Source organism: Streptomyces sp. NPDC092296 (genome assembly GCF_044755465.1).
Taxonomy (GTDB): domain Bacteria; phylum Actinomycetota; class Actinomycetes; order Streptomycetales; family Streptomycetaceae; genus Peterkaempfera.
In genome coordinates this window covers 531012-552425 of the sequence record NZ_JBIVRB010000002.1, presented here as the reverse complement: position 1 = coordinate 552425, position 21414 = coordinate 531012, and the positions used below count along the sequence as shown (strand labels likewise).

Below are 21414 nucleotides of genomic sequence, written 5' to 3'. Positions count from 1 at the left end.
CGGCGGACCTCAGCGCGCGGCGGCCCGCACCAGGTCGACGAAGTAGCCGTGCACCCGGTGGTCGCCGGTGAGCTCCGGGTGGAAGGAGGTGGCCAGCAGGCTACCCTGACGGACCGCCACGATCCGGCCGGCCGCCGGGCCGGAGGTCAGCTCGGCCAGCACCTCCACGCCCGCGCCGACGGACTCCACCCAGGGTGCGCGGATGAAGACGCCGTGCAGCGGGCCGCCGTCCAGACCGGTGAAGTCGACCGGCGCCTCGAAGGACTCGTTCTGCCGGCCGAAGGCGTTGCGGCGGACGGTCATGTCGATGCCGCCGACGGACTGCTGGTCGTCGCGGCCGTCCAGGATCTTGTCGGCCAGCATGATCATGCCGGCGCAGGAGCCGTACACCGGCATGCCCTCGGCCACCCGGGCGCGCAGCGGCTCCATCAGGCCGAAGGAGAGCGCCAGATTGGACATGGTGGTGGACTCGCCGCCGGGGATCACCAGGCCGTCGACCTCGGCCAGCTCCTCCGGGCGGCGGATCGGACGGGCGAGCGCGTCGGCCTCGGCGAGTGCCACGGCGTGCTCACGGACGTCACCCTGTAGGGCGAGGACTCCGACGACTGGGGTGCTGGACAAGGGCTTCCTCTTCAGGGCTGCTGGTGTTCCGGGCTGTTTCGGCGTTCCAGGCTGTTTCGGGTGTTCCAGGCTGTCCGGCGCTCCGAGGTTCCGGTGTTCCGGGGCCGGCGGTGGCGGACGCCGGGACGCGTACGGTCCGCCGCGCCGGAGTGCCCCGGCGTGGCGGACCGCTGCGGACGCGGGCCCGGCCCAGCCGGGGCTACCAGCCTCGGTTGGCGTAGCGCTCGGTCTCGGGCAGGGTGTCGCAGTTGATGCCGACCATGGCCTCGCCCAGGCCCCGGGAGACCTTGGCGATGACGTCCGGGTCGTCGTAGAAGGTGGTGGCCTTCACCACGGCGGCGGCGCGCTTGGCCGGGTCGCCGGACTTGAAGATGCCGGAGCCGACGAAGACGCCCTCGGCGCCGAGCTGCATCATCAGCGCGGCGTCGGCGGGGGTGGCCACGCCGCCCGCGCTGAACAGCACGACCGGCAGCTTGCCGAGCTGGGCGACCTCCTTGACCAGCTCGTAGGGCGCCTGGAGGTTCTTGGCCGCGACGAACAGCTCGGTGTCGTCCAGCGTGCTCAGCCGGCGGATGTCACCGCGGATCTGCCGCATGTGGCGGACCGCCTCCACGACGTTGCCGGTGCCGGCCTCGCCCTTGGAGCGGATCATGGCGGCGCCCTCGGCGATCCGGCGCAGCGCCTCGCCCAGGTTGGTGGCACCGCAGACGAAGGGGGTGGTGAACGCCCACTTGTCGCTGTGGTTGAGCTCGTCGGCCGGGGTGAGCACCTCGGACTCGTCGATGTAGTCGACACCCAGCGCCTGGAGGACCTGGGCCTCCACGAAGTGGCCGATCCGGGACTTGGCCATCACCGGGATGGAGACGGCGTTGATGATGCCGTCGATCATGTCCGGGTCGGACATCCGGGCGACGCCGCCGTCCTTGCGGATGTCGGCGGGCACCCGCTCCAGGGCCATGACGGCCACGGCGCCCGCGTCCTCGGCGATCTTCGCCTGCTCGGGCGTGACGACGTCCATGATCACGCCGCCCTTGAGCTGCTCGGCCATGCCGCGCTTGACGCGGGCCGTGCCGACCTGGGGCTGGTCGACCTCACCGTTCGAGGGGGTGGCGGGAGTGGTGGTGGACACGAAAGACCTCACTCGGAGACGAATCGGTGCGATAGACCTATCCTAGGCCCGGCGCGACACTAGCCCATCTGCCACCCGGTCCAGCTTTCCGTCCGGTATTGCGACAGTGCGGAGCGCAGCCGCTACTGCGGGGCCGCTGCGGCGCCCACCGGGCCGCGTACCGCAACCCTCATCGGGGCGCCCCCTCCGGGGTCAGCGACACCGGCGGCTGGTCGTCCATCTCGAACGCCAGCGGGAACGGCGCATGGCCCGCCAGCCGGAAGTAGCGCACGATCCGATGGCGGCGCACCGCGCGGGCCGCCCGCACCCCGTCGTTGTGGAAGCGGCGGGCCATCGGCACCCGGCGCACCGCCGCGGTGAGGTCGCGCAGCGCCTCCTCACCGCCGGGCGCCGCCCGCACCGCGGCGACCTGCTCGGGCTCCCCGAAGACGGCCCGCAGCGCCTGGCTCAGCTCGCTCTCCGCCATCTCGCGGTGCTCCTCGTCGGCCTGCCGGGCGGCGTGCGACGCCTGGTACAGCAGGATCGAGGCGGCCGGGTCGAGCAGCGAGGAGGTGGCCAGCTCCTGGGAGACCGAGGCGCGGCGCAGCAGCTGCGCGTCCAGCGCCGCTCGGGCCGCGTCGATCCGGGAGTGCAGCCGGTCAAGTCGGCCCGCCGTCCAGCTGAGGTAGAGGCCCACGGCGACGACGGCGACCGCGACCCAGATCCAGGTACTCACGGCCGATCAGGCTACCGGCCGCCCGGGGCGCGGTCTCAGTCGCGGGCCAGGCCGAGCCGGCCCAGCCAGCCGGTCCGCTCGTCGTCCTGCACGGCGACGACCCCGGAGGCGACGGTCTCGTACACGGCCAGGATGTCGGCCCCGACGGTCTCCCAGTCGAAGCGGCGCACATGCCGGACCGCCGCCGCCCGCAGCTCCGCCAGCCGCTGCGGGTCGTCCAGCAGCCGCAGCGCCGCGTCGGCGAGCGCCGCCGCGTCCTCCACCGGGAACAGCTCGCCCGCGCCGCCGCCGTCCAGCACCTGGCGGAAGGCGTCCAGGTCGCTGGCCAGCACCGGAGCCCCGGCGGACATCGCCTCGACCAGGATGATGCCGAAGCTCTCGCCGCCGGTGTTGGGGGCGACGTAGAGATCCACGCTGCGCAGCAGCCGGGCCTTCTCCTCGTCGCTGACCATGCCCAGGAACTCGATCTGCCGCCGGACCACGGCGGGGACCCCCGCCAGCGCCTCCTCCTCGTCGCCCCGGCCGGCCACCAGCAGCCGCACCCCGGGGCGGGCCGCGAGAATCCGGGGCAGGGCGGCCAGCAGCGTCGGCAGGCCCTTGCGCGGTTCGTTGATCCGGCCGATGAAGCCGATGGTGCCGGGCTCGCCGTCCAGCGCGCCGCCGGTCCAGCGGGGGTCCGGCTCGGCGTCGGCGAAGAAGGAGACGTCCACGCCGTTGGGTATCACCACCGCGTCGCCGCCCAGGTGCTCCACCAGGGTGCGCCGGGCGTACTCGCTGACCGCGATCCGGGCCCGGACCTTCTCCAGGGCCGGTTGCAGGATCGGATAGGCCGCGATCATCGCCCGGGAGCGCGGGTTGGAGGTGTGGAAGGTCGCCACGATCGGCCCGGAGGCGGACCAGCAGGCCAGCAGCGAGAGGCTGGGCGAGGCCGGCTCATGGATGTGCAGCACGTCGAAGCCGCCCTCGTGCAGCCAGCGGCGCACCCGGGCGGCCGACAGGAAGCCGAAGTTCAGCCGGGCCACCGAGCCGTTGTAGGGCACCGGCACCGCGCGGCCGGCCGAGACCACGTACGGCGGCAGCGGGGTGTCGTCGTCGGCCGGGGCCAGCACCGAGACCTGGTGGCCCAGCCGCAGCAGATGCTCGGCCAGGTCGCGGATGTGGAACTGGACGCCGCCGGGGACGTCCCAGGCGTACGGGCAGACGATGCCGATCCTCACCGGGCGGCCCCCTCGCCGTCGGGCCCCGAAACCGCAGGCCCGGAAGCCGCCGAACCCGAAACCGCCGAACCGGAAGCCGCCGGGCCCGAAGCCGCCGGGCCCGGGGCGGAGTCGCCCGACGCCGGGGCGGGCACCCGGGCGGCGGCGGGCAGGTCGGCGAGCCAGAAGCGCTGAAGCATGTGCCAGTCCTCGGGGTGGCTGCGGACGCCGTCGGCCCAGACGTCGGCCAGGGCCTGGGTCATGGCCGCCGACTTCTCCCGCCGGCTGCCCTGCTCGGGCACCGCGATCTCGGGGTGCACGGTGCCCTTCATCACGGGCCCCTCGTACCAGAGGGTGACCGGCAGCAGCGCGGCGCCGGTCTGCACCGCCAGCGCGGCGGGCCCGGCCGGCACCCGGGCGGTCTCGCCCAGGAAGTCGACCGCGATGCCGCCCGCCGACAGGTCGCGGTCACCGACCAGGCAGACCAGACCGCCGGCCCGCAGCCGCTTGGCCAGGGTGCCGATGGTGGAGACCGATCCGCCGGTGAGCGGCAGCACCTCCATGCCCAGGCCCTCGCGGTAGGCGACGAAGCGGTCGAAGAGCGACTCCGGCTTCAGCCGCTCCGCGACCGTGGTGAAGCGGTGGCCCAGGTGGGAGACCACCCAGGCGCCGGCCAGGTCCCAGTTGCCCATGTGCGGCAGCGCCAGGACCGCCCCGCGCCCCTCGGCCAGGGTGCGGGTGATCCGCTCATGGCCCTCGACGGTGAAGGTGCGGGCGATCCGGTCGGCGTCCCACACCGGCAGCCGGAAGGACTCCATCCAGTACCGCAGGTAGGAGCGCATCCCCGCCCGCGACAGGGCGCGGATCTCCGCCTCGCCGGCCTGCGGCCGCACCCGGCGCAGATTGGCCTCCAGCCGCTGCACGCTGCGGCCCCGCCGCCGCCAGGCGACGTCCGCGAGCTGCCGGAAGAGGGCCCGTGCGGCCGGTTCCGGCAGGTGCTTGAGGGCGGACCAGCCCAGCGCGTACGCCGAGTCGACCAGGCGCTCCCTCATCCGGTCCCCGCCCCCTGGGCGGCCCGCGCGGCCTCCTCGGACTCGCGGCGGACCGTCAGCATCCGCTGGAAGACGGTGACCAGGCTGCCCGCCGCCATCAGCCAGAGCGCGATCGGCAGCAGCCAGTCGACGCCCGGCACCCCGAAGCCGTGCAGCCCGGCGAGACCGGCGGCGACCAGCGTGACCACCAGCCGCTCGGCCCGCTCCACCAGCCCGGAGACATCGCAGGGCAGGCCCAGGCTCTCGGCCCGCGCCTTGGTGTACGAGACCACCTGTCCGCAGGCCAGGCAGAACAGCGCCACCGCGCAGAGCAGCAGGTTGTCGCCCTTGCCCGCGTACCACATGGCGATGCCGCCGAAGATCGCCGAGTCGGCGACCCGGTCGAGGGTGGAGTCCAGGAAGGCGCCCCACTTGCTGGACCGGCCGGCCTGGCGGGCCATGTTGCCGTCCACCAGGTCGCTGAAGATGAACAGCGTGATCACGATGGTCCCCCAGAAGAACTCCCCCCTGGGGAAGAAGACCAACGCGCCCGCCACGGAGCCCGCAGTGCCGATCAGGGTGACCGCGTCCGGGCTGATCCCGGCTCGCAGCAGCATCGACGCGAACGGCGTGAGGACGCGCGTGAAGAATGCACGCGCGTATTTGTTGAGCATGGCCTTCCCGACGGCTCCGATCTCGGTCGGTCGTGTGGTACCGGCGCGGCCCCGCTGTGTACGTCGAGCGTACGGCCGTCACGGCGGGCCCATCGTATCCGCGCTGCTGACCGGTTCCGGCCGCGCACCCCTTCGGCGTACCCGGCGGCCTCCCGTATGGACCTGTCGACCGGGCGGTGGAAAGCTCGAAGGACCGCGGGTGGCGGCCGCCGCCCACCCGGTGCGGCTCCCCCGTGGCGCGCTCGGACCATGCCTCGCACGTCAGCGCCCTCTACAGCCCAGCGGGCCCGTTCAGCGGCCCTCGGGAGGAGAAGCCCATGGCCGACAAGGGAACCCACCAGCCGACGGCCCCCGGAACGGCACCCACGGCCGACCGGCCCGCCCGGCTGCGCAATGTGGTGCTGGTCGGCCACAGCGGGGCCGGCAAGACCACGCTGGCCGAGTCGCTGGCCCTGGCCGCCGGGGCGGTGACCCGGGCCGGCCGGGTGCAGGACGGCACCACGGTCAGCGACTACGACGAGATCGAGCACCGCCAGCAGCGGTCGGTGCAGCTGTCGCTGCTTCCGCTGGAGTGGGGCGGCGTCAAGATCAACCTGCTGGACACTCCCGGCTACGCCGACTTCACCGGCGAGCTGCGGGCCGGGCTGCGGGCGGCCGACGCGGCGCTGTTCGTGGTCTCCGCCACCGACGGCGTGGACGGCGCCACCCGGCTGCTGTGGGACGAGTGCGCGGCCGTCGCCATGCCGCGCGCCGTCGTGGTGACGAGGCTGGACGCGGCCCGCGCCGACTTCGAGGCCATGGTGGAGGTCTGCCGGGACGCCTTCGGCGGCGACAACCCCGAGACCGTACTGCCGCTCTACCTGCCGCTGCGCGGCGGCGACCCCGGGCCGGACGGCGAGCCGCCGGTCTGCGGCCTGGTCGGGCTGCTCACCGAGCGGATCTTCGACCACTCAGGCGGCAGCCGCACCGAGCGGGAGCCCGACCCCGGGCTGCGGCCGGCCCTGGAGGCGGCGCGCGGTCGGCTGATCGAGGGCATCATCGCGGAGAGCGAGGACGAGACCCTGATGGACCGGTACCTCGGCGGTGAGGTGCTGGACGTCAAGACCCTGGTCGAGGACCTGGAGCGCGCGGTCGCCCGGGGCTCCTTCCACCCGGTGCTGGCGGCGGCCGCCCCCGCCGACGGCGCCCGGCACGGCATCGGCACCGTGGAGCTGCTGGATCTGATCGCCTCGGCCTTCCCCTCCCCCGAGGAGCGCCCGGTGCCGCCGGTCACCACCCCGGACGGCGCCGCCCGGCCCGCGCCGGCCTGCGACCCCGAGGGCCCGCTGGCCGCCGAGGTCGTCAAGACCAGCGGCGACCCGTACGTCGGCCGGCTCAGCCTGGTCCGGGTGTTCTCCGGCACGCTGCGGCCGGACGCGGCGGTGCATGTCTCCGGGCACGGGCTGGCCGACCGGGGGCACCAGGACCACGACGTGGACGAGCGGATCGGCGCGCTGTCCGCGCCCTTCGGCAAGCAGCAGCTGCCGATCCCCAAGGGCATCGCCGGGGACGTGGTCTGTGTCGCCAGGCTGGCCCGCGCCGAGACCGGCGACACGCTGTCGGCCAAGGACCAGCCGCTGCTGATGGCCCCCTGGGAGATGCCCGACCCGCTGCTGCCGATCGCGGTGGAGGCGCACAGCAAGGCCGACGAGGACAAGCTCTCCCAGGGGCTGGCCCGGCTGGTCGCGGAGGACCCGACGCTCCGGCTTGAGCAGAACCAGGACACCCGGCAGCTGGTGCTCTGGTGTCTGGGCGAGGCGCACGCGGATGTGCTGCTGGAGCGGCTGCGCACCCGGTACGGGGTGCGGGTGGACCCGGTGCCGTACCGGGTGCCGCTGCGGGAGACCTTCGGCTCGGCCGCCACCGGGCGGGGGCGGCACGTCAAGCAGTCCGGCGGGCACGGGCAGTTCGCGATCTGCGAGATCGAGGTGGAGCCGCTGCCGGTCGGCGGGGGCTTCGAGTTCGTCGACAGGGTGGTCGGCGGCGCGGTGCCCCGGCAGTTCGTCCCCTCGGTGGAGAAGGGGCTGCGGGCCCAGCTCGCCAAGGGGCTGGCGGCGGGCTGCCCGATGGTGGACGTACGGGTGACCCTGGTGGACGGCAAGGCGCACTCGGTGGACTCCTCCGACGCCGCGTTCCAGACCGCCGCCGCGCTGGCGCTGCGGGAGGCGGCGGCGCAGGCCGTCATCCACCTGCTGGAGCCGGTCTCCGAGGTCCGGGTGCTGGTGCCGGACGACTACGTGGGCGCGGTGCTGAGCGATCTGTCGGCGCGGCGCGGCCGGGTGCTGGGCACCGAGCCGGTGCCGCCCGGCGGCCGGTCGGTGGTGCGGGCGGAGGTGCCGGAGCTGGAGATCAGCCGGTACGCGGTGGACCTGCGGTCGCTGTCGCACGGCACCGGGCGGTTCTCCCGGACGTACGCGCGGCATGAGCCGATGCCGCCGCAGCTGGCGGCCCGGACCCGGGAGCAGGCCGGGCAGCACTGACCGCCGCCGGTCCGGCGCTCCCCCGGGCGGGGCGGGCGCCGGACCGGCGGCGGGTCGGTACGGGGTCAGGGCGGGCGGGGTCAGGGCGGGCGGGGTCAGGGCGGGCGGGGTCAGGGCGGTACGGGTTCGGGACGTACGGTCAGGGCCGGCGCGGGGGCATCGCGCAGGCGGGGGTGCCGCCGGGCATCCGGTGGCGGTTGAGGGCGATCAGCCGGTAGACGCCGGCCGCGAGCCAGCGCACCGGGGGCAGGGTGAGGAGTGCGCCCGGCACCGACCACGCGCCCCCCGCGCGCATCAGCAGCCGGGCCACCGCCTGCGCGCCCCCGTACACCTGGCCGGTCGGCGTCACCCAGAGCACCTCCTGCTGGGCGCGCTCCGCCGTCACCAGGCCCCCGCCGGTCGCCGCGTCCAGCTCCGGCAGATCGGCGAACTGGAACGGGATGGCGTCCCAGAGCGGCGCGGCGGCCGGGCCGGCCAGCCGCTTCCCGGCGAGTGCGACACAGCTGGAGCAGAAGGCGCAGTCGCCGTCGTAGACGAGCACAGGTCGTATGGCCATGGTCCGATCCTCTCTCATCCGCCCCGCAGGCATGCGCGAGCGGTCGGATGGGGAGAACCACCCAGACCGGTGAACCGCCCTCACGGCGTGCTGACGCCGGATCGGACGATCATCGACGCGGCGGCGCGGCAGCGCGGTAACCTGCCGCTGACAGGGGAGGAGGGGACGCCGCATGACCACGCTCGACATGACTCCCGGGGCGCAGATACCCCGGTTGGACATCGGTCCCCAGACGATGGTCACCCAGGCGCTGGCCTCGACGGCGTACCGCGACGGCGAGCTGGACGCCCTGGTCAAGCTCCAACCGGACGTGAAGCCCAAGGAGCCCCGGTTCCGGCTGTTCCGGGCCAATCTGGGCGAGGCGTTCACCGAGGCGGTCATCGCCCGCACGCTGGGCAACGGCCGCGCCGCCCTGGTGCCGTCCTTCGGCGTCGACCCGCGGATGGTGGTGGAGCACTGCCTGGAGGCCCAGGAGCTGCGCAACCAGCGGGACCGCAAACTCACCCTGGTCACCCTGCTCACCGGTGTGCTGTTCCTGCCCGGCACCCTGCTGTGGCTGGCCGCCTTCCAACTGCGCGCCATGGTCAAGAAGTCCGCCGGCAACCGGGCGGGGCTGTACGGCGGCATCGTGCTGGCCGCGCTCGGCCTGCTGGGGGTGCTGCTGATCTGGCGGCCGCCGGCCAGTGGGGTGCTCGGCCTCTATCTGCGGCTGATGCTGTTCGCACCGGTGATCGGCTGGTTCGTCGCCAGGCGGATCTGCCTGACCAGCACCGAGGAGCTGCGGGCCCGCTGGCTGGGCCTGGTGGAGGGCAATGCGCTGGGTCCGCTGCTGCCCAAGCTCGTCCCCAAGGACGACAACGACTCCACCGCGACGCGGCTGCGCGAGCAGCTCGACCGGCTGGCGGCCGAGCAGGAGACCAATGTCCTGCACTACGCCGGTACCAAGGGGGTGCTGGGCCTCGGCCGCCGCTGGGCGTCCTGGCACCTCACCGGCCCGCTGAAGCCCCGGGAGGGCGTGCCCGACCTGCATGCCTTCCACCCGTGGGACCTGGTCCGCCGGATCACCGACCGGCTCGGCTCGCTGGACCGCAGCGAGGTCTCCGGCGGCGGCATGCCCCATGCGCAGCTGCGGCAGTGGGTGGTGATGGCGGTCGGTGAGGGCGCCGGCGAGGTCAGCCGCCCGTCCGGGGCGGAGACCATGGACGGCCCCCGGATGCGCGACTTCGCCGTGCAGAACATCTGCAACGAGCAGAAGTTCGGCGGCGGCCAGCCCCGGCACTACCAGGGCACCCAGTTCGTGCTGTGGGGCGGCCAGTTGGTGGTGTCGCTGCTCACCAACGTCACCGTGCTGCACAACTACCTGCGGGTGGAGGTGACGGCGTATGCGCTCGGCCCGATCGCCGGGCTGTTCAACGGCAAGCCGTCGCCCAGGCAGGTCAGCTTCACCCGGCCGGGGCGGCCGTGGAAGACCGAGTCCCGGCAGCTGCCGGTGGTGGACAGCGACGAGGTGGTACGGCTCGCGGTGCGGGCGCCGCTGATGTGGGCGCCGGTGATCCGCGACTGGATCGGCGGCCGGCTGGTGCTGCCCGAGCCGTTCGGGCTGCGATCCGCCTGGACGGACGGGATGTGGACGCACCGTTTCATGGCGGATGACGCGATCCGGGCCACCACCCCGATCGTCCGCCTGGTGCGCACCGCCCTGGACGAGTTCCTGGCCGACCACGATGTGGACGTCGACCACTTCGCCAAGGGCCACTCGCTCAACCCGGGCTCCGAGGCGGAGGGGGTGCGGCCCGGCAAGCCGGACGTCTACGACGCCTGAGCCCGGCCGGACGGCAGGAGGCCCGCCCCCGTGTGACACGGGGGCGGGCCTCATCCGTTCGGGAGCCGGTTCAGACGTCCGGCCAGGCGTCGGCGAGCATCTTGCGGGTGTCGGCCAGCAGTTGCGGCAGCACCTTGGTGTGGCCGACGACCGGCATGAAGTTGGTGTCCCCGCCCCAGCGCGGCACCACATGCTGGTGCAGATGGGCGGCGATCCCGGCGCCGGCCGCCTCGCCCTGGTTCATGCCGATGTTGAAGCCGTGCGCGCCGGAGGCGGCCCGCAGCGCGACCATCGCCCGCTTGGTGAGCACGCCCAGCTCGGCGGTCTCGCCCTCGTCCAGGTCGGTGTAGTCGGCCACGTGCCGGTAGGGGACCACCATCAGATGGCCGCCGTTGTACGGGTAGAGGTTGAGCACCGCGTAGACCCGCTCGCCACGGGCGACGATCAGCCCCTCCTCGTCGCTCTTGCCGGGGATGGCGCAGAACGGACAGCCGTCGTCCCCGCCGGGCCCGGCGGGCTTGCCCTCGCCCTTGATGTACGCCATACGGTGCGGGGTCCACAGACGCTGGAAACCGTCCGGCTCCCCGACCCCCTCCTGAAGCTCCGGCTCGCTCGTCATGCCGATCAGCATAAGCGTCGCAGGGCGGCACCCCGTAGGGTGCCGCCCTGCGACGCTACGTGTACCGGTCAGACCTGGACGCGGTCCCGGACGGCCTTGACGATCTCGGCCACGGCCTCCTGGACCGGGACGCCGTTCTTCTGCTCACCGCTGCGGTAGCGGAAGGAGACCGCGCCCGCCGCGATGTCCTCCGCGCCGGCCAGCAGCATGAAGGGCACCTTCTGCTTCTGGGCGTTGCGGATCTTCTTCTGCATCCGGTCGTCGGAGGTGTCCACCTCGACCCGCACGCCCTGCTTGCGCAGCTCGGCCGCGACCTCCTGGAGGTAGGGCACATGCTCGTCGGTGATCGGGATGCCGACGGCGGTGACCGGGGCCAGCCACGGCGGCATGGCGCCGGCGTAGTGCTCCAGCAGCACCGCGAAGAACCGCTCGATGGAGCCGAACAGGGCGCGGTGGATCATCACCGGGCGCTGCCGGGTGCCGTCCGAGCCCTGGTACTCCAGCTCGAACCGCTCCGGCAGGTTGAAGTCGACCTGGATGGTGGACATCTGCCAGGTGCGGCCGATGGCGTCCCGGGCCTGCACCGAGATCTTCGGGCCGTAGAAGGCGGCGCCGCCCGGGTCGAGCACCAGCTCCAGGTTCTGCTTCTGGGCGGCCTGCCGCAGGGTCTCGGTGGCCTCCTCCCAGACCTCGTCGGTGCCGATGGACTTCTCCGGGTCGCGGGTGGACAGCTCCAGGTAGAAGTCGTTCAGGCCGTAGTCGCGCAGCAGGTCCAGCACAAAGGTGAGCAGCGAGTCCAGCTCCTGCGGCATCTGCTCCTTGGTGCAGTAGATGTGCGCGTCGTCCTGGGTGAAGCCCCGGGCGCGGGTCAGGCCGTGCACCACGCCGGACTTCTCGTACCGGTAGACGGTGCCGAACTCGAAGAGCCGCAGCGGCAGTTCGCGGTAGGAGCGGCCCCGGCCCCGGAAGATCAGGTTGTGCATGGGGCAGTTCATCGGCTTGAGGTAGTAGTCGACCTCGCCGTCCAGCTTCATGGGCGGGTACATGCCGTCGGCGTACCAGTCCAGGTGGCCGGAGAGCTCGAAGAGGGTGCCCTTGGTGGCGTGCGGGGTGTAGACGAACTCGTAGCCCGCCTCCTCGTGCCGGGTGCGGGAGTAGTCCTCCATCGCCCGGCGCATCACCCCGCCCTTGGGGTGGAAGACGGCCAGGCCGGAGCCGATCTCCTCGGGGATGGAGAACAGGTCCAGCTCGGCGCCGAGCTTGCGGTGGTCGCGCTTCTCGGCCTCGGCGAGGAAGTCCAGGTACGCCTTGAGCTCGTCCTTGGACGGCCAGGCGGTGCCGTAGATCCGCTGGAGCTGCTTGTTCTTCTCGCTGCCGCGCCAGTAGGCGGCGGCGGAGCGCATCAGCTTGAACGCGGGGATGTTCCGGGTGGTGGGCAGGTGCGGGCCCCGGCAGAGGTCCTTCCAGCACAGGTCGCCGGTCTTGGCGTCCACATTGTCGTAGATGGTCAGCTGGCCGGCGCCGACCTCGGCGGAGGCGCCGTCGGCGGCCTCGGCGGCCGACCCCTTGAGGCCGATCAGCTCCAGCTTGTACGGCTCGGCGGCCAGCTCCTCGCGGGCGTCCTCGTCGCTCACCGCGCGGCGGGAGAACCGCTGGCCGCGCTTGATGATCTCCTGCATCTTCTTCTCGATGGCGCGGAGGTCATCGGGGTGGAAGGGCTTCTCCACGTCGAAGTCGTAGTAGAAGCCGTCCTTGATCGGCGGGCCGATGCCCAGCTTGGCCTCGGGGAAGATCTCCTGCACCGCCTGCGCCATGACGTGCGCGGTGGAGTGCCGCAGGATCGCCAGGCCGTCCTCGCTGGTGAGGGCGACCGGCTCGACCTCGTCGCCGTCCTGGACCCGGTACGCCAGGTCCTTGAGGGCGCCGGAGACCCGGGCGGCCACGATGGAGCGGTCACCGGCGAACAGCTCGGCGGCGGTAGTGCCCGTGGTCACCACGCGCTCTTCCCGATCGGGTTCGCGGCTGATGAATACACGGACGTCCGTCACCGGTCTCTCCTGACTCACGGAATGCGTTCCACGCAGCGTACGACTGCGCTGACGATGGTACCGAGAATTACCGGACGCCCTCCTCGCCGCCCGTCCCCGGGCCCTCCGGCCGCTCCCGCAGCGCCTTGAACAGCCGCTCCCGCTCCGCCGCGTCCAGCTCGCACGGCGCCAGGTCGCGGGCCCGGGTCAGCCGCCGGAAGCCGCCCCGGCGCTCCAGCCGGCCGCTGAGCCGCAGCGGCACCCCCGCCAGATGCGCCCGCGCCGCCACCCGGTACGCCGCCTCGTCCAGCCCGGCGGCGACCTCGGCCACCTCGGCGCCGGACAGCACCCGCAGCCGCACCGTGCCCGCGCCGTCCGGCCGGGGCCGGTCCAGCCGCACCACCGCGCCGGTGATCCGCACCTCCACCGCCGGCTCGCTGCGCTCCAGCCGCTCGGCGGCCGCCGCCAGGGCCGGCAGGTCGCCCGGCGAGAACTCCAACTCCAGCGGGCGGTCGGCGAAGCCGCGCGGCGGACCGGCCGCCGGCGACCAGGCCAGCGCGATCCTGGCCCCCTCGCTGCCGCGCACCAGCCGCTCCACCGACCCCACCAGCTCCCGGCTCACGCCGGTGCGCACCGCGTTGTCGAAGGCGTCCAGCCGCCCGGTGGCGCGGCGGTAGTCCACCGCGTCCCGCATCGCCGCCAGCGCCCCGGCCAGGGTGGTGGCCGCACCGCGCCCCTCGGGGGCGGGGGCGTACGCGGTGAGCCGGCCGGCGCCGCTGCCGGGCCCGGCCACCAGTACCCGGCGCAGGAAGGCGGCGGCGTGGCCGTCCAGCCGGGCGCCGAAGAAGGCGGCCCGGCTGCGCCCGGCCTTGGCGGCGGCGGTGAGCATGGCGGCGGCGGCGCCGCGCAGCTCGGCGTCGGCCTCCCAGGGCACCGCGCCGCCGGTCCCGGGGAGCTCGCGGTCCCAGCGGATCTCGTCGCCGGGTACGCCGAGTGCCAGCAGCACCGCGCGGGCCGACGGCAGCCGGGAGCGGGCGAGGGCCGTGACGGCCTCGGCGATCAGGTCGGCGGCGTCGTCGTGGTCGCGGCCGACCGGGATCAGCAGGCTGAGCCCGGTCCCGGGTCCGCCGCCGGGCGGCGTCCAGCGTCCGTACCGCCCGGCCGGGCCGCCGCGCCGCACCCAGCCGTGCCGGGCCAGCAGGGTGCCGAGCACCTGCGGGTCCACCCGGGACGGGTCGGGCGGCGGCACCCCGTCCTCCCGGTCCGCCCCGGCCCCGTCAGCCACGCCCCCGTCCGTTCTGTCGCCGTCCGCGCTGTCCCCGTCCGCCCCGCCGCCGCGCCGTACCGCTGTCACACCGCGCCTCCCCTGCCCATGCCGTCAGTGCTCTCGTCGTCCGGGCCCCCGCCGGCTGGGCCCCCGCCGTCCGGGCCCCCGCCGATGAGGCCCGTGCCATCCGTGCCCGTCATGGGACGCCCCCCGCGCCGACCCGCGCCATGATGGCGCAGAGCGCGCGGTCGTCGAAGATCCGCGCGGTCGGGATGCGGACGTTGGTGCGGTACCGCCCGCTGACCGGGTGGCCCGCCAGGTTGATCCAGTAGCAGCAGTGCCGCAGCTCCAGCCGGTCCGGCCGGGCCAGCAGCCAGTCGTCCACCGCCCTGGGCAGCAGCATCACCACCAGGATCTTGGGCACCGCGACCCGGGGCCGGGCCAGCTTGCGCAGGTGGTCGTTGTCCAGGGTGAAGCTGAAGTACGGTCCCGGCGGGCAGGGCGCGGTCTGCTGAGTGGCCTTCAGCTGGACCTTGAGCGTCACCTCGTCGTCCACCGCGTGCGCCCGCGAGCCGTGGCTGAGGTGCCAGTCGATGCCATTGTCCGGAAACGGCTGGGAGAGCGAGCAGCCGGCCGCCGCCGCGACCGCGTGCAGATACGCCACCTGCAGCGTCTCCATGCAGGCGGTGGTGGCCAGATCTCCCCTCAGCGGTGCGGCCCACGCGGTCGGCGGGCCGTCCGGTCCGGGCTGTGCCAGCGCCATCGCACGCCGTCCCCGTGTCCCCGTGACGGCGCCGCACGCCTGGAGTGGACGGGCCGTCACCCCGGTACGTTCCCGGCCCGACCGGGCCGCAACCGCGCCGGAAGTCCCCAGGTCGCGGCGGGGTTGCGAAAGGGCGCCGCGCGGGTATCAACCCCAAGGAGGCCGCAGGCCGAGGGAAGTGAGGTGCCGTCATGACGCTCTGGTACGAGGGCCCGCTCGCCTCCTTCGACACCGAGACCACCGGCGTGGACGTGGAGAGCGACCGCATCGTCTCCGCCGCCCTGGTGCTCCAGCCGTCGCCGGGCGCCCCGGTGCACACCCGGGACTGGCTAGCGGACCCCGGCGTGCCGATCCCCGAGGCGGCCCGCGCAGTGCACGGGATCAGCGACGCCCGGGTGCGCGAACACGGCCGACCGCCGCACGCCGTGGTGGAGGAGGTCGCGCTGGCACTGGCCGCCCAGGCGCGGGCGGGCGTGCCGCTGGTGGTGATGAACGCGCCGTACGACCTGACGCTGCTGGACCGGGAGCTGCGCCGGCACCGGGGCCGCCCGCTCGGTGACTACCTGACGGACGCACCGCTGCTGGTACTGGACCCCCGGGTGCTGGACAAGCACATCGACCGCTACCGCAAGGGCCGCCGGACGCTGACCGACCTGTGCGCGCACTACGGGGTGGTGCTGGGGTCGGCGCATGACGCCGCGGCGGACGCGCTGGCCTCGCTGGAGCTGGTACGGGTGCTCGGCGCGCGGCACCCGGCCACGCTGGGCGGCCACTCCCCCGCCGAACTGCACCAGCGGCAGGCCACCTGGCACGCGGCGCAGGCCCGGGGACTCCAGGAGTGGTTCGACCGGGCCGGTACGCCGGAGCGGGTGGACACCGCCTGGCCGCTGCGCCACCAGCGGTGCGCCTGCGGCAGGCCGCTGGTGCCGGGCCGGTCGCACCGCTGCCAGCTGGCGGCCTGACGGGCCGTACGCCCGACAGCGGGGGCGGCCACCGGGACGACCGCCGGGACGGCCGCCGTGAAACGGCGCAGGCCCCGACCGGATGATCCGGTCGGGGCCTGCAACCCGGTGGGCGATACTGGGATCGAACCAGTGACCTCTTCGGTGTGAACGAAGCGCTCTCCCGCTGAGCTAATCGCCCTGGGCACAGGAAGAACATTAGCACCACTCGGGGGCGGCCCCGCAACGCCGTTCGCATGATCGGCCGTCAGCGCCGCACCCGCCGCCGCAGAGCGGCTCCCGACACCGGGCGGAGCAGTATTACGACAATGCGGAAAACCCCGGCCGGATATCCGGCCGGGGTAATTCCCGGTGGGCGATACTGGGATCGAACCAGTGACCTCTTCGGTGTGAACGAAGCGCTCTCCCGCTGAGCTAATCGCCCGGGTGCAGGGAAAACATTACCGCATCGCCCGGGGTGGTCGTGCACACCGGCGGACCGGGCTCACCAGGGCAGCGTCCAGCCCCACTGCCAGACGTACAGCGCGACGCCGACCGCCAGCAGCACCAGCAGGCCCGCCAGGATCGCCAGATTGCGCTGGCGCACGCCGGGATCGACGGCCCGGCGGGCGTACTCGGTGAGCTTGGCCCTCGTCCAGTGCAGCAGCCGCTGCGCCCAGGCGAACTCGGTGGCAAGGATCGCCAGACCTGCGAAGATGATCGCCCAGCCGGGTCCGGGCAGCGGCAGCAGCAGCACGCCGCCGGCGATCACCGCGCAGCCGACCACCATGATCCCGATCCGCCAGGCGAGGTGCAGCGACCGGGAGCGCCGGATGAAGGCGGGCGCCTTGGAGCCGTACCCGGGCTGCCGCTCCGGCCGCTCGACCCGGGTGGCGCCGCCGTCCGCCACCGGCCGCGCGGGCTCCGGTGGGGGCGCCGGGAGCGGAGCGGCGGCGGTGCCGGACGGGGTCTGCCCGGCGCTGTGATCGTCCCTGTTCGGCGCCATGCTCGAAAACCTACCGACTCATTCGCGACGCCGCGTGCCGACACCGTGCCGGAACGGATTCCGCGATGCGCCGTAAGGGGTACGAAGCGGCCCCGAATCGGGACAGAGGGGTTTACACCGGTCGCCACGGTGGGATGGTCCGTTCGCCGACGTGCGATTCCCCGAGCGCACACTGAGCGAAAGGCCCTGGCGCTTATGAACACCACGGTCAGCTGCGAGCTGCACCTGCGCCTCATCGTGTCGAGCGACTCCTCCCTGCCCGTCCCCGCGGGCCTGCGCTACGACACGGCCGACCCCTATGCCGTGCACGCCACCTTCCACACCGGTGCCGACGAGACCGTGGAGTGGGTGTTCGCCCGCGACCTCCTGGCGGAGGGGCTGCACCGCCCGACGGGCACCGGCGACGTCCGCGTGTGGCCGTCCCGCAGCCATGGGCAGGGCGTCGTCTGCATCGCCCTGAGTTCCCCGGAAGGAGAAGCCCTCCTCGAAGCCCCGGCGCGTGCGCTGGAGTCGTTCCTCAAGCGCACCGACGCGGCCGTGCCACCCGGCACCGAGCATCGTCACTTCGACCTCGACCGGGAGCTGACCCACATCCTGGCGGAGAGCTGACCGCCGGGCGGGCAGCGCCCGTCCGGTGCCGCAGCGGCCGTCCTACTCGGGGGTACGGCCGCTCGGCGCGCTTCTGCGGCGGGTCCGCGCTCCGGCGCGGCACGGCGGAGGAGCGCCGCCGTACGCCGCAGTCGCCGTCGTGTCCCGACACGGCGGCCACTGCGGCGTACAGCGCGTGGCGTCAGCGGTACCCCGGCGCCTGTACCGGTAAAGTCGCGGTGACCGACGCGGGCGGCCGGACCGCCCCGCCGCAGCCGGGCCGAGCCCGGACGCCGAGCGAGGAGTACCTCGACGTGCTGATCACCCATGACACCGAGTGCGCACTCGGAATGCTGGTGGAACTCCTCAACACCTCGCCCGAGGCCTGCGGGCAGGAGGAGCTGCCGGATCTGGCGGCGCTGCGCGAGTTCGTCGTACGGCGGGAGATCAGCGAGGTCGGTGCGCTGGGGCCGGCCGATCTGGTGGCGGTGCACGCCCTGCGGGACCGCTTCCGGGACGTCTTCGCGGCCACCTCGACCCGGGCCGCCGCCGAGCTGGTGAACACGCTGGTCGCCAAGGCGGGCACCACGCCCCGGCTGACCGACCACGACGGCCACGACTGGCACATGCACTACTTCGCGCCCGGCGCGGCGCTGGCCGACCACCTGGCCGCCGAGGCGGGGATGGCACTGGCCTTCATCCTGGTGGCCGGGGAGCGGGAGCGGCTGCGCCGCTGCGAGGCGCCGGACTGCGCCCGGACCTTCGTCGACCTCTCCCGCAACCGCTCGCGCCGCTACTGCGACAGCCGCACCTGCGGGAACCGGCTGCATGTCGCCGCGTACCGGGCCCGCCGCCGCTCGGCGTCCGACGTCCCCGACACGGTCCCGGCGCAGCAGGGCGTGACCGCCGCGCGCTGAGCGGCGGCGGCCCTCGCTGCGGTCGGGCCTGCGGTCGGGCCGGTGGTCAGATGCCCCGGCGGCGCAGGATGTCCTCGATCTCCGAGAAGTCCCCCAGGTCGTCGTCGCCCTTGCGGGCGGGGTCGGCCTTCGGCGCGGGCTTGGGCGGCTGCTCACGGCCGGGGGCCTGCTGCCCGCCGGCCGGGCCGCTGCCGAGGGCCGGGGAGCGGCCCGGGGCGGCGGTCGCCGCGCGCGGGGGCGCGGCGGGTGCCGTACGGGCGGCTCGACGGCGGCCCGCGATCCGGGCGGCGGCGAACAGCACCAGGGAGAGCGCCAGTACCCCGATCCCGGTCCACACCCGGGGATCGAACACCAGCTCGTCACCCCAGCTCCGCAGCGCCCGCCCGAGTCGGCGGACGACCGGGGCCAGGCCGATGAGCCAGGCGCCCAGCGGCAGCAGGGCGGCGGCCGCCCAGCGGGTGGCCGCCAGCCGGCGCCCGCGCACGCCGAGGAGCAGGGCCACCAGCAGCCCCACCGCGAACAGTGCGATGCACACCTCTTCGGTCGTCACGCCCTCCATCGTGCCCACCCCCTGCGGTGGCAACCACGCCGGGTGGGCAACGAAAGGCGGGTGGGCAACGAAAGGCGGGCGGGCAATGAAAGGCGGGCGGCCAACGAAAGGCGGGTGGGCAGTGGAGGCAGGGCGGCCAGTGGAAGACTGGGCCCCATGACCGACCGTTCCCTTCCCCGCCTCGACCTGTGGTGCGAGCTCCAGTGCCCCGACTGCCGCACCGCGCTCGACGACGTCCGCGCGCTGCGTGCCGCGTACGGCGACGCCCTCACCGTGCAGCTGCGCCACTTCCCGCTGGAGAAGCACAAGCACGCCTTCACCGCCGCCCAGGCCGCCGAGGAGGCGTTCGCCCAGGGCCTCGGCTGGCCGTTCGTGGAAGCAGTGCTCGCACGGGTGGCCGAGCTGGACCGGCGCGGCGACGCGCTGCTGCTGGAGGTGGCCCGGGAGGTGGGCCTGGACGTGGAGGAGCTGGACACCGCGCTGATCGACGGCCGGCACTTCCTGGCGGTCGACGCGGACCAGGCGGAGGGCAAGGCGATCGGGGTCACCGGCACGCCCACCTATGTGATCGCGGGCGAGCGGCTGGACGGCGGCAAGAGCCAGGCGGGCCTGCGGGACCGGATCACCGCCGTGCTGGAGCGCTCCCGCACGGCGGGCTGAGCCGGGCGCGCGGCACCGCGCGGCACGGTGGGGCCCTGCGTCACAGCAGGGCCTTGCCGAGCGTACGGTCCAGCGTGCGGTAGCCGAGCGAGGTGTACAGGCCGCGGGCCACCTCGTTGCCGGCGAACACATTGAGGCCCAGGTCGTGGACGCCGACCGCCAGGCAGCAGCGCTCGGCCAGCAGCATCAGCGCGCGCCCGTACCCGTGGCCCCGGCTGCCCTCGGCGACCTCCACCGAGAGCACCCAGGCGAGGCGGCCGCCGCCGGGCAGCGAGCGGCCGCGCAGCTGCACCCAGAGGCTGCCCAGCGGCGGCGCCTCCGGCGGGTCCGCCGGGGCCAGGAACCGGAGCGCGGTGTCCGGGCTGTCGACGCCGTCGGGCAGCAGCGCCTGATGGTCGGCGGCGGACTTCCGCCGGGCGTGCTCCGGGCTGAGTCCGGAGTCGACCAGCGATTGGGCGTAGCCCTGCTCCTGCACCGCGATCCAGTCGGGGAACGCGGCGGCGTCGATCGGCCGCTCGACCAGCCCGGCGGGCAGCTGCGGCGGCCCGGTGGGCAGCCGCTTGGCCATCGAGCGCATCCGCTCCTGGTAGCCGAGCGCCGCCGCCAGCCGCAGCGCCTCGGCGGCGTCCTCGGGCACGGTGGCGTCCACCCGGGTACAGCCCCAGCCGCGCAACACCTCCTCGGCGGCCAGCACCGCCACCGTGCCCCGGCCGCGCCGTCGGCCTTCGGTGATCTCAAGTCCGGCGATCTCGCCGGTCGGGCGCGGTCCGGTGGCATGGGCGCTCAGGCGCAGGGTGCCGATGGGGCGGCCGTTGGCGCAGACGTGGTAGTGCCGGGTCCGTCCGCCGCCCGGCAGCGGCTCCTCGGGGGCCGCAGGGCGCAGTGTGGTGGTCATGGGGTGGGTGTACCCGCCTCTCCCGGTCGTCGGCCCGGTGGTCTCCGGGCCGACGAGGCTATCCCGGGGCGGCTCAGGGGTCGATGTCGTCGGCGCTGCGTTCGGCGAAGACGGCCATTGCCTTGGCGGTGACCGGCCCCGGGGCGGCGGGCAGTTCGCGGTCGTCGACCCGGGTGACGGCCTGGACGTCACGCAGGCTGGAGGTCAGGAAGACCTCGTCCGCCTCCCACAGCGCCGACAGCGGCAGGTCGGCCTCCTCGGCGCCGGCCCACTCGATGACCAGGGCGCGAGTGACACCGGCCAGGCAGCCGGAGCTGAGCGGCGGGGTGAGCAGCCGGCCGCCGAGCACCGCGAAGACATTGGAGCCGGTGCCCTCGCAGAGCAGCCCCGCCGTGTTGGCGAACAGCGCCTCCGAGGCGCCGCGCCGGGAGGCGTGGGCCAGCGCCACGACGTTCTCGGCATACGAGGTGGTCTTGAGGCCGGCGACGGCGCTGCGCTCGTTCCTGGTCCACTCCACGGTGGCCACGGCGGTGGTGTCGGGGCGCGGGGCGGCGGTGCCGAGGGCGACGACCAGCGTGGGCCCGGCGTCGCCCCGGTCGGAGCCGAGCGGGGCCAGGCCGCCGGTGTAGGTGATGCGCAGCCGGCCGAGCGGCATCGGGTTGGTACGCAGCACCTCCTCGCAGGCGCGGCGGACCAGGTCGCGGTCGGGCTCGGGCAGTCCGAGGCCGGCTGCGGAGCGGGCGAGCCGGTCCAGGTGGCGGGTGAGGGCGAAGGCCCGGCCGTCGACGGCCTTCACGGTCTCGAAGATCCCGTCGCCTACGGTGAGGCCGTGGTCGAGCACGGAGACGGCGGCGTCCCCGGGATCGACCAGCGAATCGTTGACCCAGATCATGGGTGTCTGCTCCTTCGTCTGTGCTC

General features: G+C 74.1%; 21 protein-coding genes and 2 tRNA genes. 6 read left to right on the top strand and 17 right to left on the bottom strand.

Annotated features, from left to right (window positions below; translation table 11 throughout):
* Nucleotides 1-9: 9 nt before the first annotated feature.
* From pdxT to pgsA, 6 genes are all read right to left on the bottom strand, one after another.
* Nucleotides 10-621 carry a pyridoxal 5'-phosphate synthase glutaminase subunit PdxT gene (gene pdxT, locus ACIQGZ_RS10075; RefSeq protein WP_402600604.1) on the bottom strand — a complete coding sequence of 204 codons (612 nt, stop codon included), beginning with the start codon at nt 619-621 and terminating at the stop codon, nt 10-12.
* 199 nt (nt 622-820) lie between these two features.
* Nucleotides 821-1750 carry a pyridoxal 5'-phosphate synthase lyase subunit PdxS gene (gene pdxS, locus ACIQGZ_RS10070; RefSeq protein ID WP_402600603.1) on the bottom strand — a complete coding sequence of 310 codons (930 nt, stop codon included), beginning with the start codon at nt 1748-1750 and terminating at the stop codon, nt 821-823.
* A 169-nt stretch (nt 1751-1919) separates the two neighbouring features.
* Nucleotides 1920-2465 carry a hypothetical protein gene (locus tag ACIQGZ_RS10065; protein ID WP_402600601.1) on the bottom strand — a complete coding sequence of 182 codons (546 nt, stop codon included), beginning with the start codon at nt 2463-2465 and terminating at the stop codon, nt 1920-1922.
* 35 nt (nt 2466-2500) lie between these two features.
* Nucleotides 2501-3682 (bottom strand): glycosyltransferase family 4 protein, encoded by a 1182-nt coding sequence (locus tag ACIQGZ_RS10060; RefSeq protein WP_402600600.1) that lies wholly within the window; start codon nt 3680-3682, stop codon nt 2501-2503.
* Nucleotides 3679-4713 carry a phosphatidylinositol mannoside acyltransferase gene (locus ACIQGZ_RS10055; RefSeq protein ID WP_402600599.1) on the bottom strand — a complete coding sequence of 345 codons (1035 nt, stop codon included), beginning with the start codon at nt 4711-4713 and terminating at the stop codon, nt 3679-3681. Before ACIQGZ_RS10055 ends, ACIQGZ_RS10060 begins: the two co-directional genes overlap by 4 nt.
* Nucleotides 4710-5366, bottom strand: a complete 657-nt coding sequence (gene pgsA / locus ACIQGZ_RS10050) for a phosphatidylinositol phosphate synthase (protein ID WP_402600598.1) — start codon at nt 5364-5366, stop codon at nt 4710-4712. Before pgsA ends, ACIQGZ_RS10055 begins: the two co-directional genes overlap by 4 nt.
* Nucleotides 5367-5683: 317 nt before the next feature.
* Between pgsA and ACIQGZ_RS10045 the strand changes: the two genes are divergently transcribed.
* Nucleotides 5684-7885 (top strand): elongation factor G-like protein EF-G2, encoded by a 2202-nt coding sequence (locus tag ACIQGZ_RS10045; protein ID WP_402600597.1) that lies wholly within the window; start codon nt 5684-5686, stop codon nt 7883-7885.
* A gap of 139 nt (nt 7886-8024) precedes the next feature.
* Here ACIQGZ_RS10045 and ACIQGZ_RS10040 read toward each other — a convergent pair whose 3' ends face one another.
* Nucleotides 8025-8441 (bottom strand): thiol-disulfide oxidoreductase DCC family protein, encoded by a 417-nt coding sequence (locus ACIQGZ_RS10040; protein ID WP_402600596.1) that lies wholly within the window; start codon nt 8439-8441, stop codon nt 8025-8027.
* A 172-nt stretch (nt 8442-8613) separates the two neighbouring features.
* Here ACIQGZ_RS10040 and ACIQGZ_RS10035 point away from each other — a divergent pair, with 172 nt between their 5' ends.
* Entirely contained in the window at nt 8614-10263 is a 1650-nt protein-coding gene (locus ACIQGZ_RS10035) for a hypothetical protein (RefSeq protein ID WP_402600595.1), read from the top strand.
* Nucleotides 10264-10333: 70 nt separating this feature from the next.
* Here ACIQGZ_RS10035 and ACIQGZ_RS10030 read toward each other — a convergent pair whose 3' ends face one another.
* The 4 genes from ACIQGZ_RS10030 to ACIQGZ_RS10015 all read right to left on the bottom strand — a co-directional run bounded on the left by ACIQGZ_RS10030 (nt 10334) and on the right by ACIQGZ_RS10015 (nt 14939).
* Nucleotides 10334-10894, bottom strand: a complete 561-nt coding sequence (locus ACIQGZ_RS10030) for an HIT family protein (protein WP_402600594.1) — start codon at nt 10892-10894, stop codon at nt 10334-10336.
* A 56-nt stretch (nt 10895-10950) separates the two neighbouring features.
* Nucleotides 10951-12930: a threonine--tRNA ligase gene (thrS, locus tag ACIQGZ_RS10025; protein WP_402600593.1), complete on the bottom strand. Its 1980-nt coding sequence runs from the start codon at nt 12928-12930 to the stop codon at nt 10951-10953.
* A gap of 67 nt (nt 12931-12997) precedes the next feature.
* A complete protein-coding gene (locus ACIQGZ_RS10020; RefSeq protein WP_402600591.1) occupies nt 12998-14194 on the bottom strand; it encodes a hypothetical protein in 1197 nt (398 codons plus the stop codon).
* A 178-nt stretch (nt 14195-14372) separates the two neighbouring features.
* Nucleotides 14373-14939: a DUF4365 domain-containing protein gene (locus tag ACIQGZ_RS10015; RefSeq protein WP_402600589.1), complete on the bottom strand. Its 567-nt coding sequence runs from the start codon at nt 14937-14939 to the stop codon at nt 14373-14375.
* Between the two features lie 191 nt (nt 14940-15130).
* Between ACIQGZ_RS10015 and ACIQGZ_RS10010 the strand changes: the two genes are divergently transcribed.
* Nucleotides 15131-15901, top strand: a complete 771-nt coding sequence (locus ACIQGZ_RS10010; protein ID WP_402600588.1) for an exonuclease domain-containing protein — start codon at nt 15131-15133, stop codon at nt 15899-15901.
* A gap of 109 nt (nt 15902-16010) precedes the next feature.
* Here the strand turns inward: ACIQGZ_RS10010 and ACIQGZ_RS10005 are convergent.
* From ACIQGZ_RS10005 to ACIQGZ_RS09995, 3 genes are all read right to left on the bottom strand, one after another.
* Nucleotides 16011-16082: transfer RNA gene (locus ACIQGZ_RS10005), tRNA-Val, on the bottom strand.
* A gap of 171 nt (nt 16083-16253) precedes the next feature.
* Nucleotides 16254-16325: transfer RNA gene (locus ACIQGZ_RS10000), tRNA-Val, on the bottom strand.
* Between the two features lie 60 nt (nt 16326-16385).
* A complete protein-coding gene (locus ACIQGZ_RS09995) occupies nt 16386-16886 on the bottom strand; it encodes a TIGR02611 family protein (RefSeq protein ID WP_402600586.1) in 501 nt (166 codons plus the stop codon).
* Between the two features lie 195 nt (nt 16887-17081).
* On the opposite strand from ACIQGZ_RS09995, the gene ACIQGZ_RS09990 reads away from it, so the two are divergent.
* Nucleotides 17082-17495, top strand: coding sequence for an SsgA family sporulation/cell division regulator (locus tag ACIQGZ_RS09990; protein ID WP_402600585.1), 414 nt, complete (start codon nt 17082-17084; stop codon nt 17493-17495).
* Nucleotides 17496-17788: 293 nt separating this feature from the next.
* Entirely contained in the window at nt 17789-18391 is a 603-nt protein-coding gene (locus ACIQGZ_RS09985; RefSeq protein ID WP_402600754.1) for a CGNR zinc finger domain-containing protein, read from the top strand.
* Between the two features lie 46 nt (nt 18392-18437).
* On the opposite strand, the gene ACIQGZ_RS09980 is transcribed toward ACIQGZ_RS09985, so the two are convergent.
* Nucleotides 18438-18941: a hypothetical protein gene (locus ACIQGZ_RS09980; protein ID WP_402600583.1), complete on the bottom strand. Its 504-nt coding sequence runs from the start codon at nt 18939-18941 to the stop codon at nt 18438-18440.
* Between the two features lie 156 nt (nt 18942-19097).
* Here ACIQGZ_RS09980 and ACIQGZ_RS09975 point away from each other — a divergent pair, with 156 nt between their 5' ends.
* Nucleotides 19098-19601 (top strand): DsbA family protein, encoded by a 504-nt coding sequence (locus ACIQGZ_RS09975; protein WP_402600582.1) that lies wholly within the window; start codon nt 19098-19100, stop codon nt 19599-19601.
* A 40-nt stretch (nt 19602-19641) separates the two neighbouring features.
* Here the strand turns inward: ACIQGZ_RS09975 and ACIQGZ_RS09970 are convergent, their stop codons facing one another.
* Together ACIQGZ_RS09970 and ACIQGZ_RS09965 are read right to left on the bottom strand one after the other, a co-directional pair.
* Nucleotides 19642-20496: a GNAT family N-acetyltransferase gene (locus ACIQGZ_RS09970; RefSeq protein ID WP_402600580.1), complete on the bottom strand. Its 855-nt coding sequence runs from the start codon at nt 20494-20496 to the stop codon at nt 19642-19644.
* 73 nt (nt 20497-20569) lie between these two features.
* Nucleotides 20570-21388, bottom strand: a complete 819-nt coding sequence (locus ACIQGZ_RS09965; protein WP_402600578.1) for an aminotransferase class IV — start codon at nt 21386-21388, stop codon at nt 20570-20572.
* Nucleotides 21389-21414 lie beyond the last annotated feature (26 nt).

What these genes read in the sequence shown, in the direction of transcription:
- ACIQGZ_RS10055 (WP_402600599.1), bottom strand. Translation starts at nt 4,713, where the DNA reads ATGAGGGAGCGCCTGGTCGACTCGGCGTACGCGCTGGGCTGGTCCGCC.
- pgsA (WP_402600598.1), bottom strand. Translation starts at nt 5,366, where the DNA reads ATGCTCAACAAATACGCGCGTGCATTCTTCACGCGCGTCCTCACGCCG.
- ACIQGZ_RS10045 (WP_402600597.1), top strand. Translation starts at nt 5,684, where the DNA reads ATGGCCGACAAGGGAACCCACCAGCCGACGGCCCCCGGAACGGCACCC.
- ACIQGZ_RS10040 (WP_402600596.1), bottom strand. Translation starts at nt 8,441, where the DNA reads ATGGCCATACGACCTGTGCTCGTCTACGACGGCGACTGCGCCTTCTGC.
- ACIQGZ_RS10035 (WP_402600595.1), top strand. Translation starts at nt 8,614, where the DNA reads ATGACCACGCTCGACATGACTCCCGGGGCGCAGATACCCCGGTTGGAC.
- ACIQGZ_RS10030 (WP_402600594.1), bottom strand. Translation starts at nt 10,894, where the DNA reads ATGCTGATCGGCATGACGAGCGAGCCGGAGCTTCAGGAGGGGGTCGGG.
- ACIQGZ_RS10015 (WP_402600589.1), bottom strand. Translation starts at nt 14,939, where the DNA reads ATGGCGCTGGCACAGCCCGGACCGGACGGCCCGCCGACCGCGTGGGCC.
- ACIQGZ_RS10010 (WP_402600588.1), top strand. Translation starts at nt 15,131, where the DNA reads ATGACGCTCTGGTACGAGGGCCCGCTCGCCTCCTTCGACACCGAGACC.
- ACIQGZ_RS09995 (WP_402600586.1), bottom strand. Translation starts at nt 16,886, where the DNA reads ATGGCGCCGAACAGGGACGATCACAGCGCCGGGCAGACCCCGTCCGGC.
- ACIQGZ_RS09990 (WP_402600585.1), top strand. Translation starts at nt 17,082, where the DNA reads ATGAACACCACGGTCAGCTGCGAGCTGCACCTGCGCCTCATCGTGTCG.
- ACIQGZ_RS09975 (WP_402600582.1), top strand. Translation starts at nt 19,098, where the DNA reads ATGACCGACCGTTCCCTTCCCCGCCTCGACCTGTGGTGCGAGCTCCAG.
- ACIQGZ_RS09970 (WP_402600580.1), bottom strand. Translation starts at nt 20,496, where the DNA reads ATGACCACCACACTGCGCCCTGCGGCCCCCGAGGAGCCGCTGCCGGGC.
- ACIQGZ_RS09965 (WP_402600578.1), bottom strand. Translation starts at nt 21,388, where the DNA reads ATGATCTGGGTCAACGATTCGCTGGTCGATCCCGGGGACGCCGCCGTC.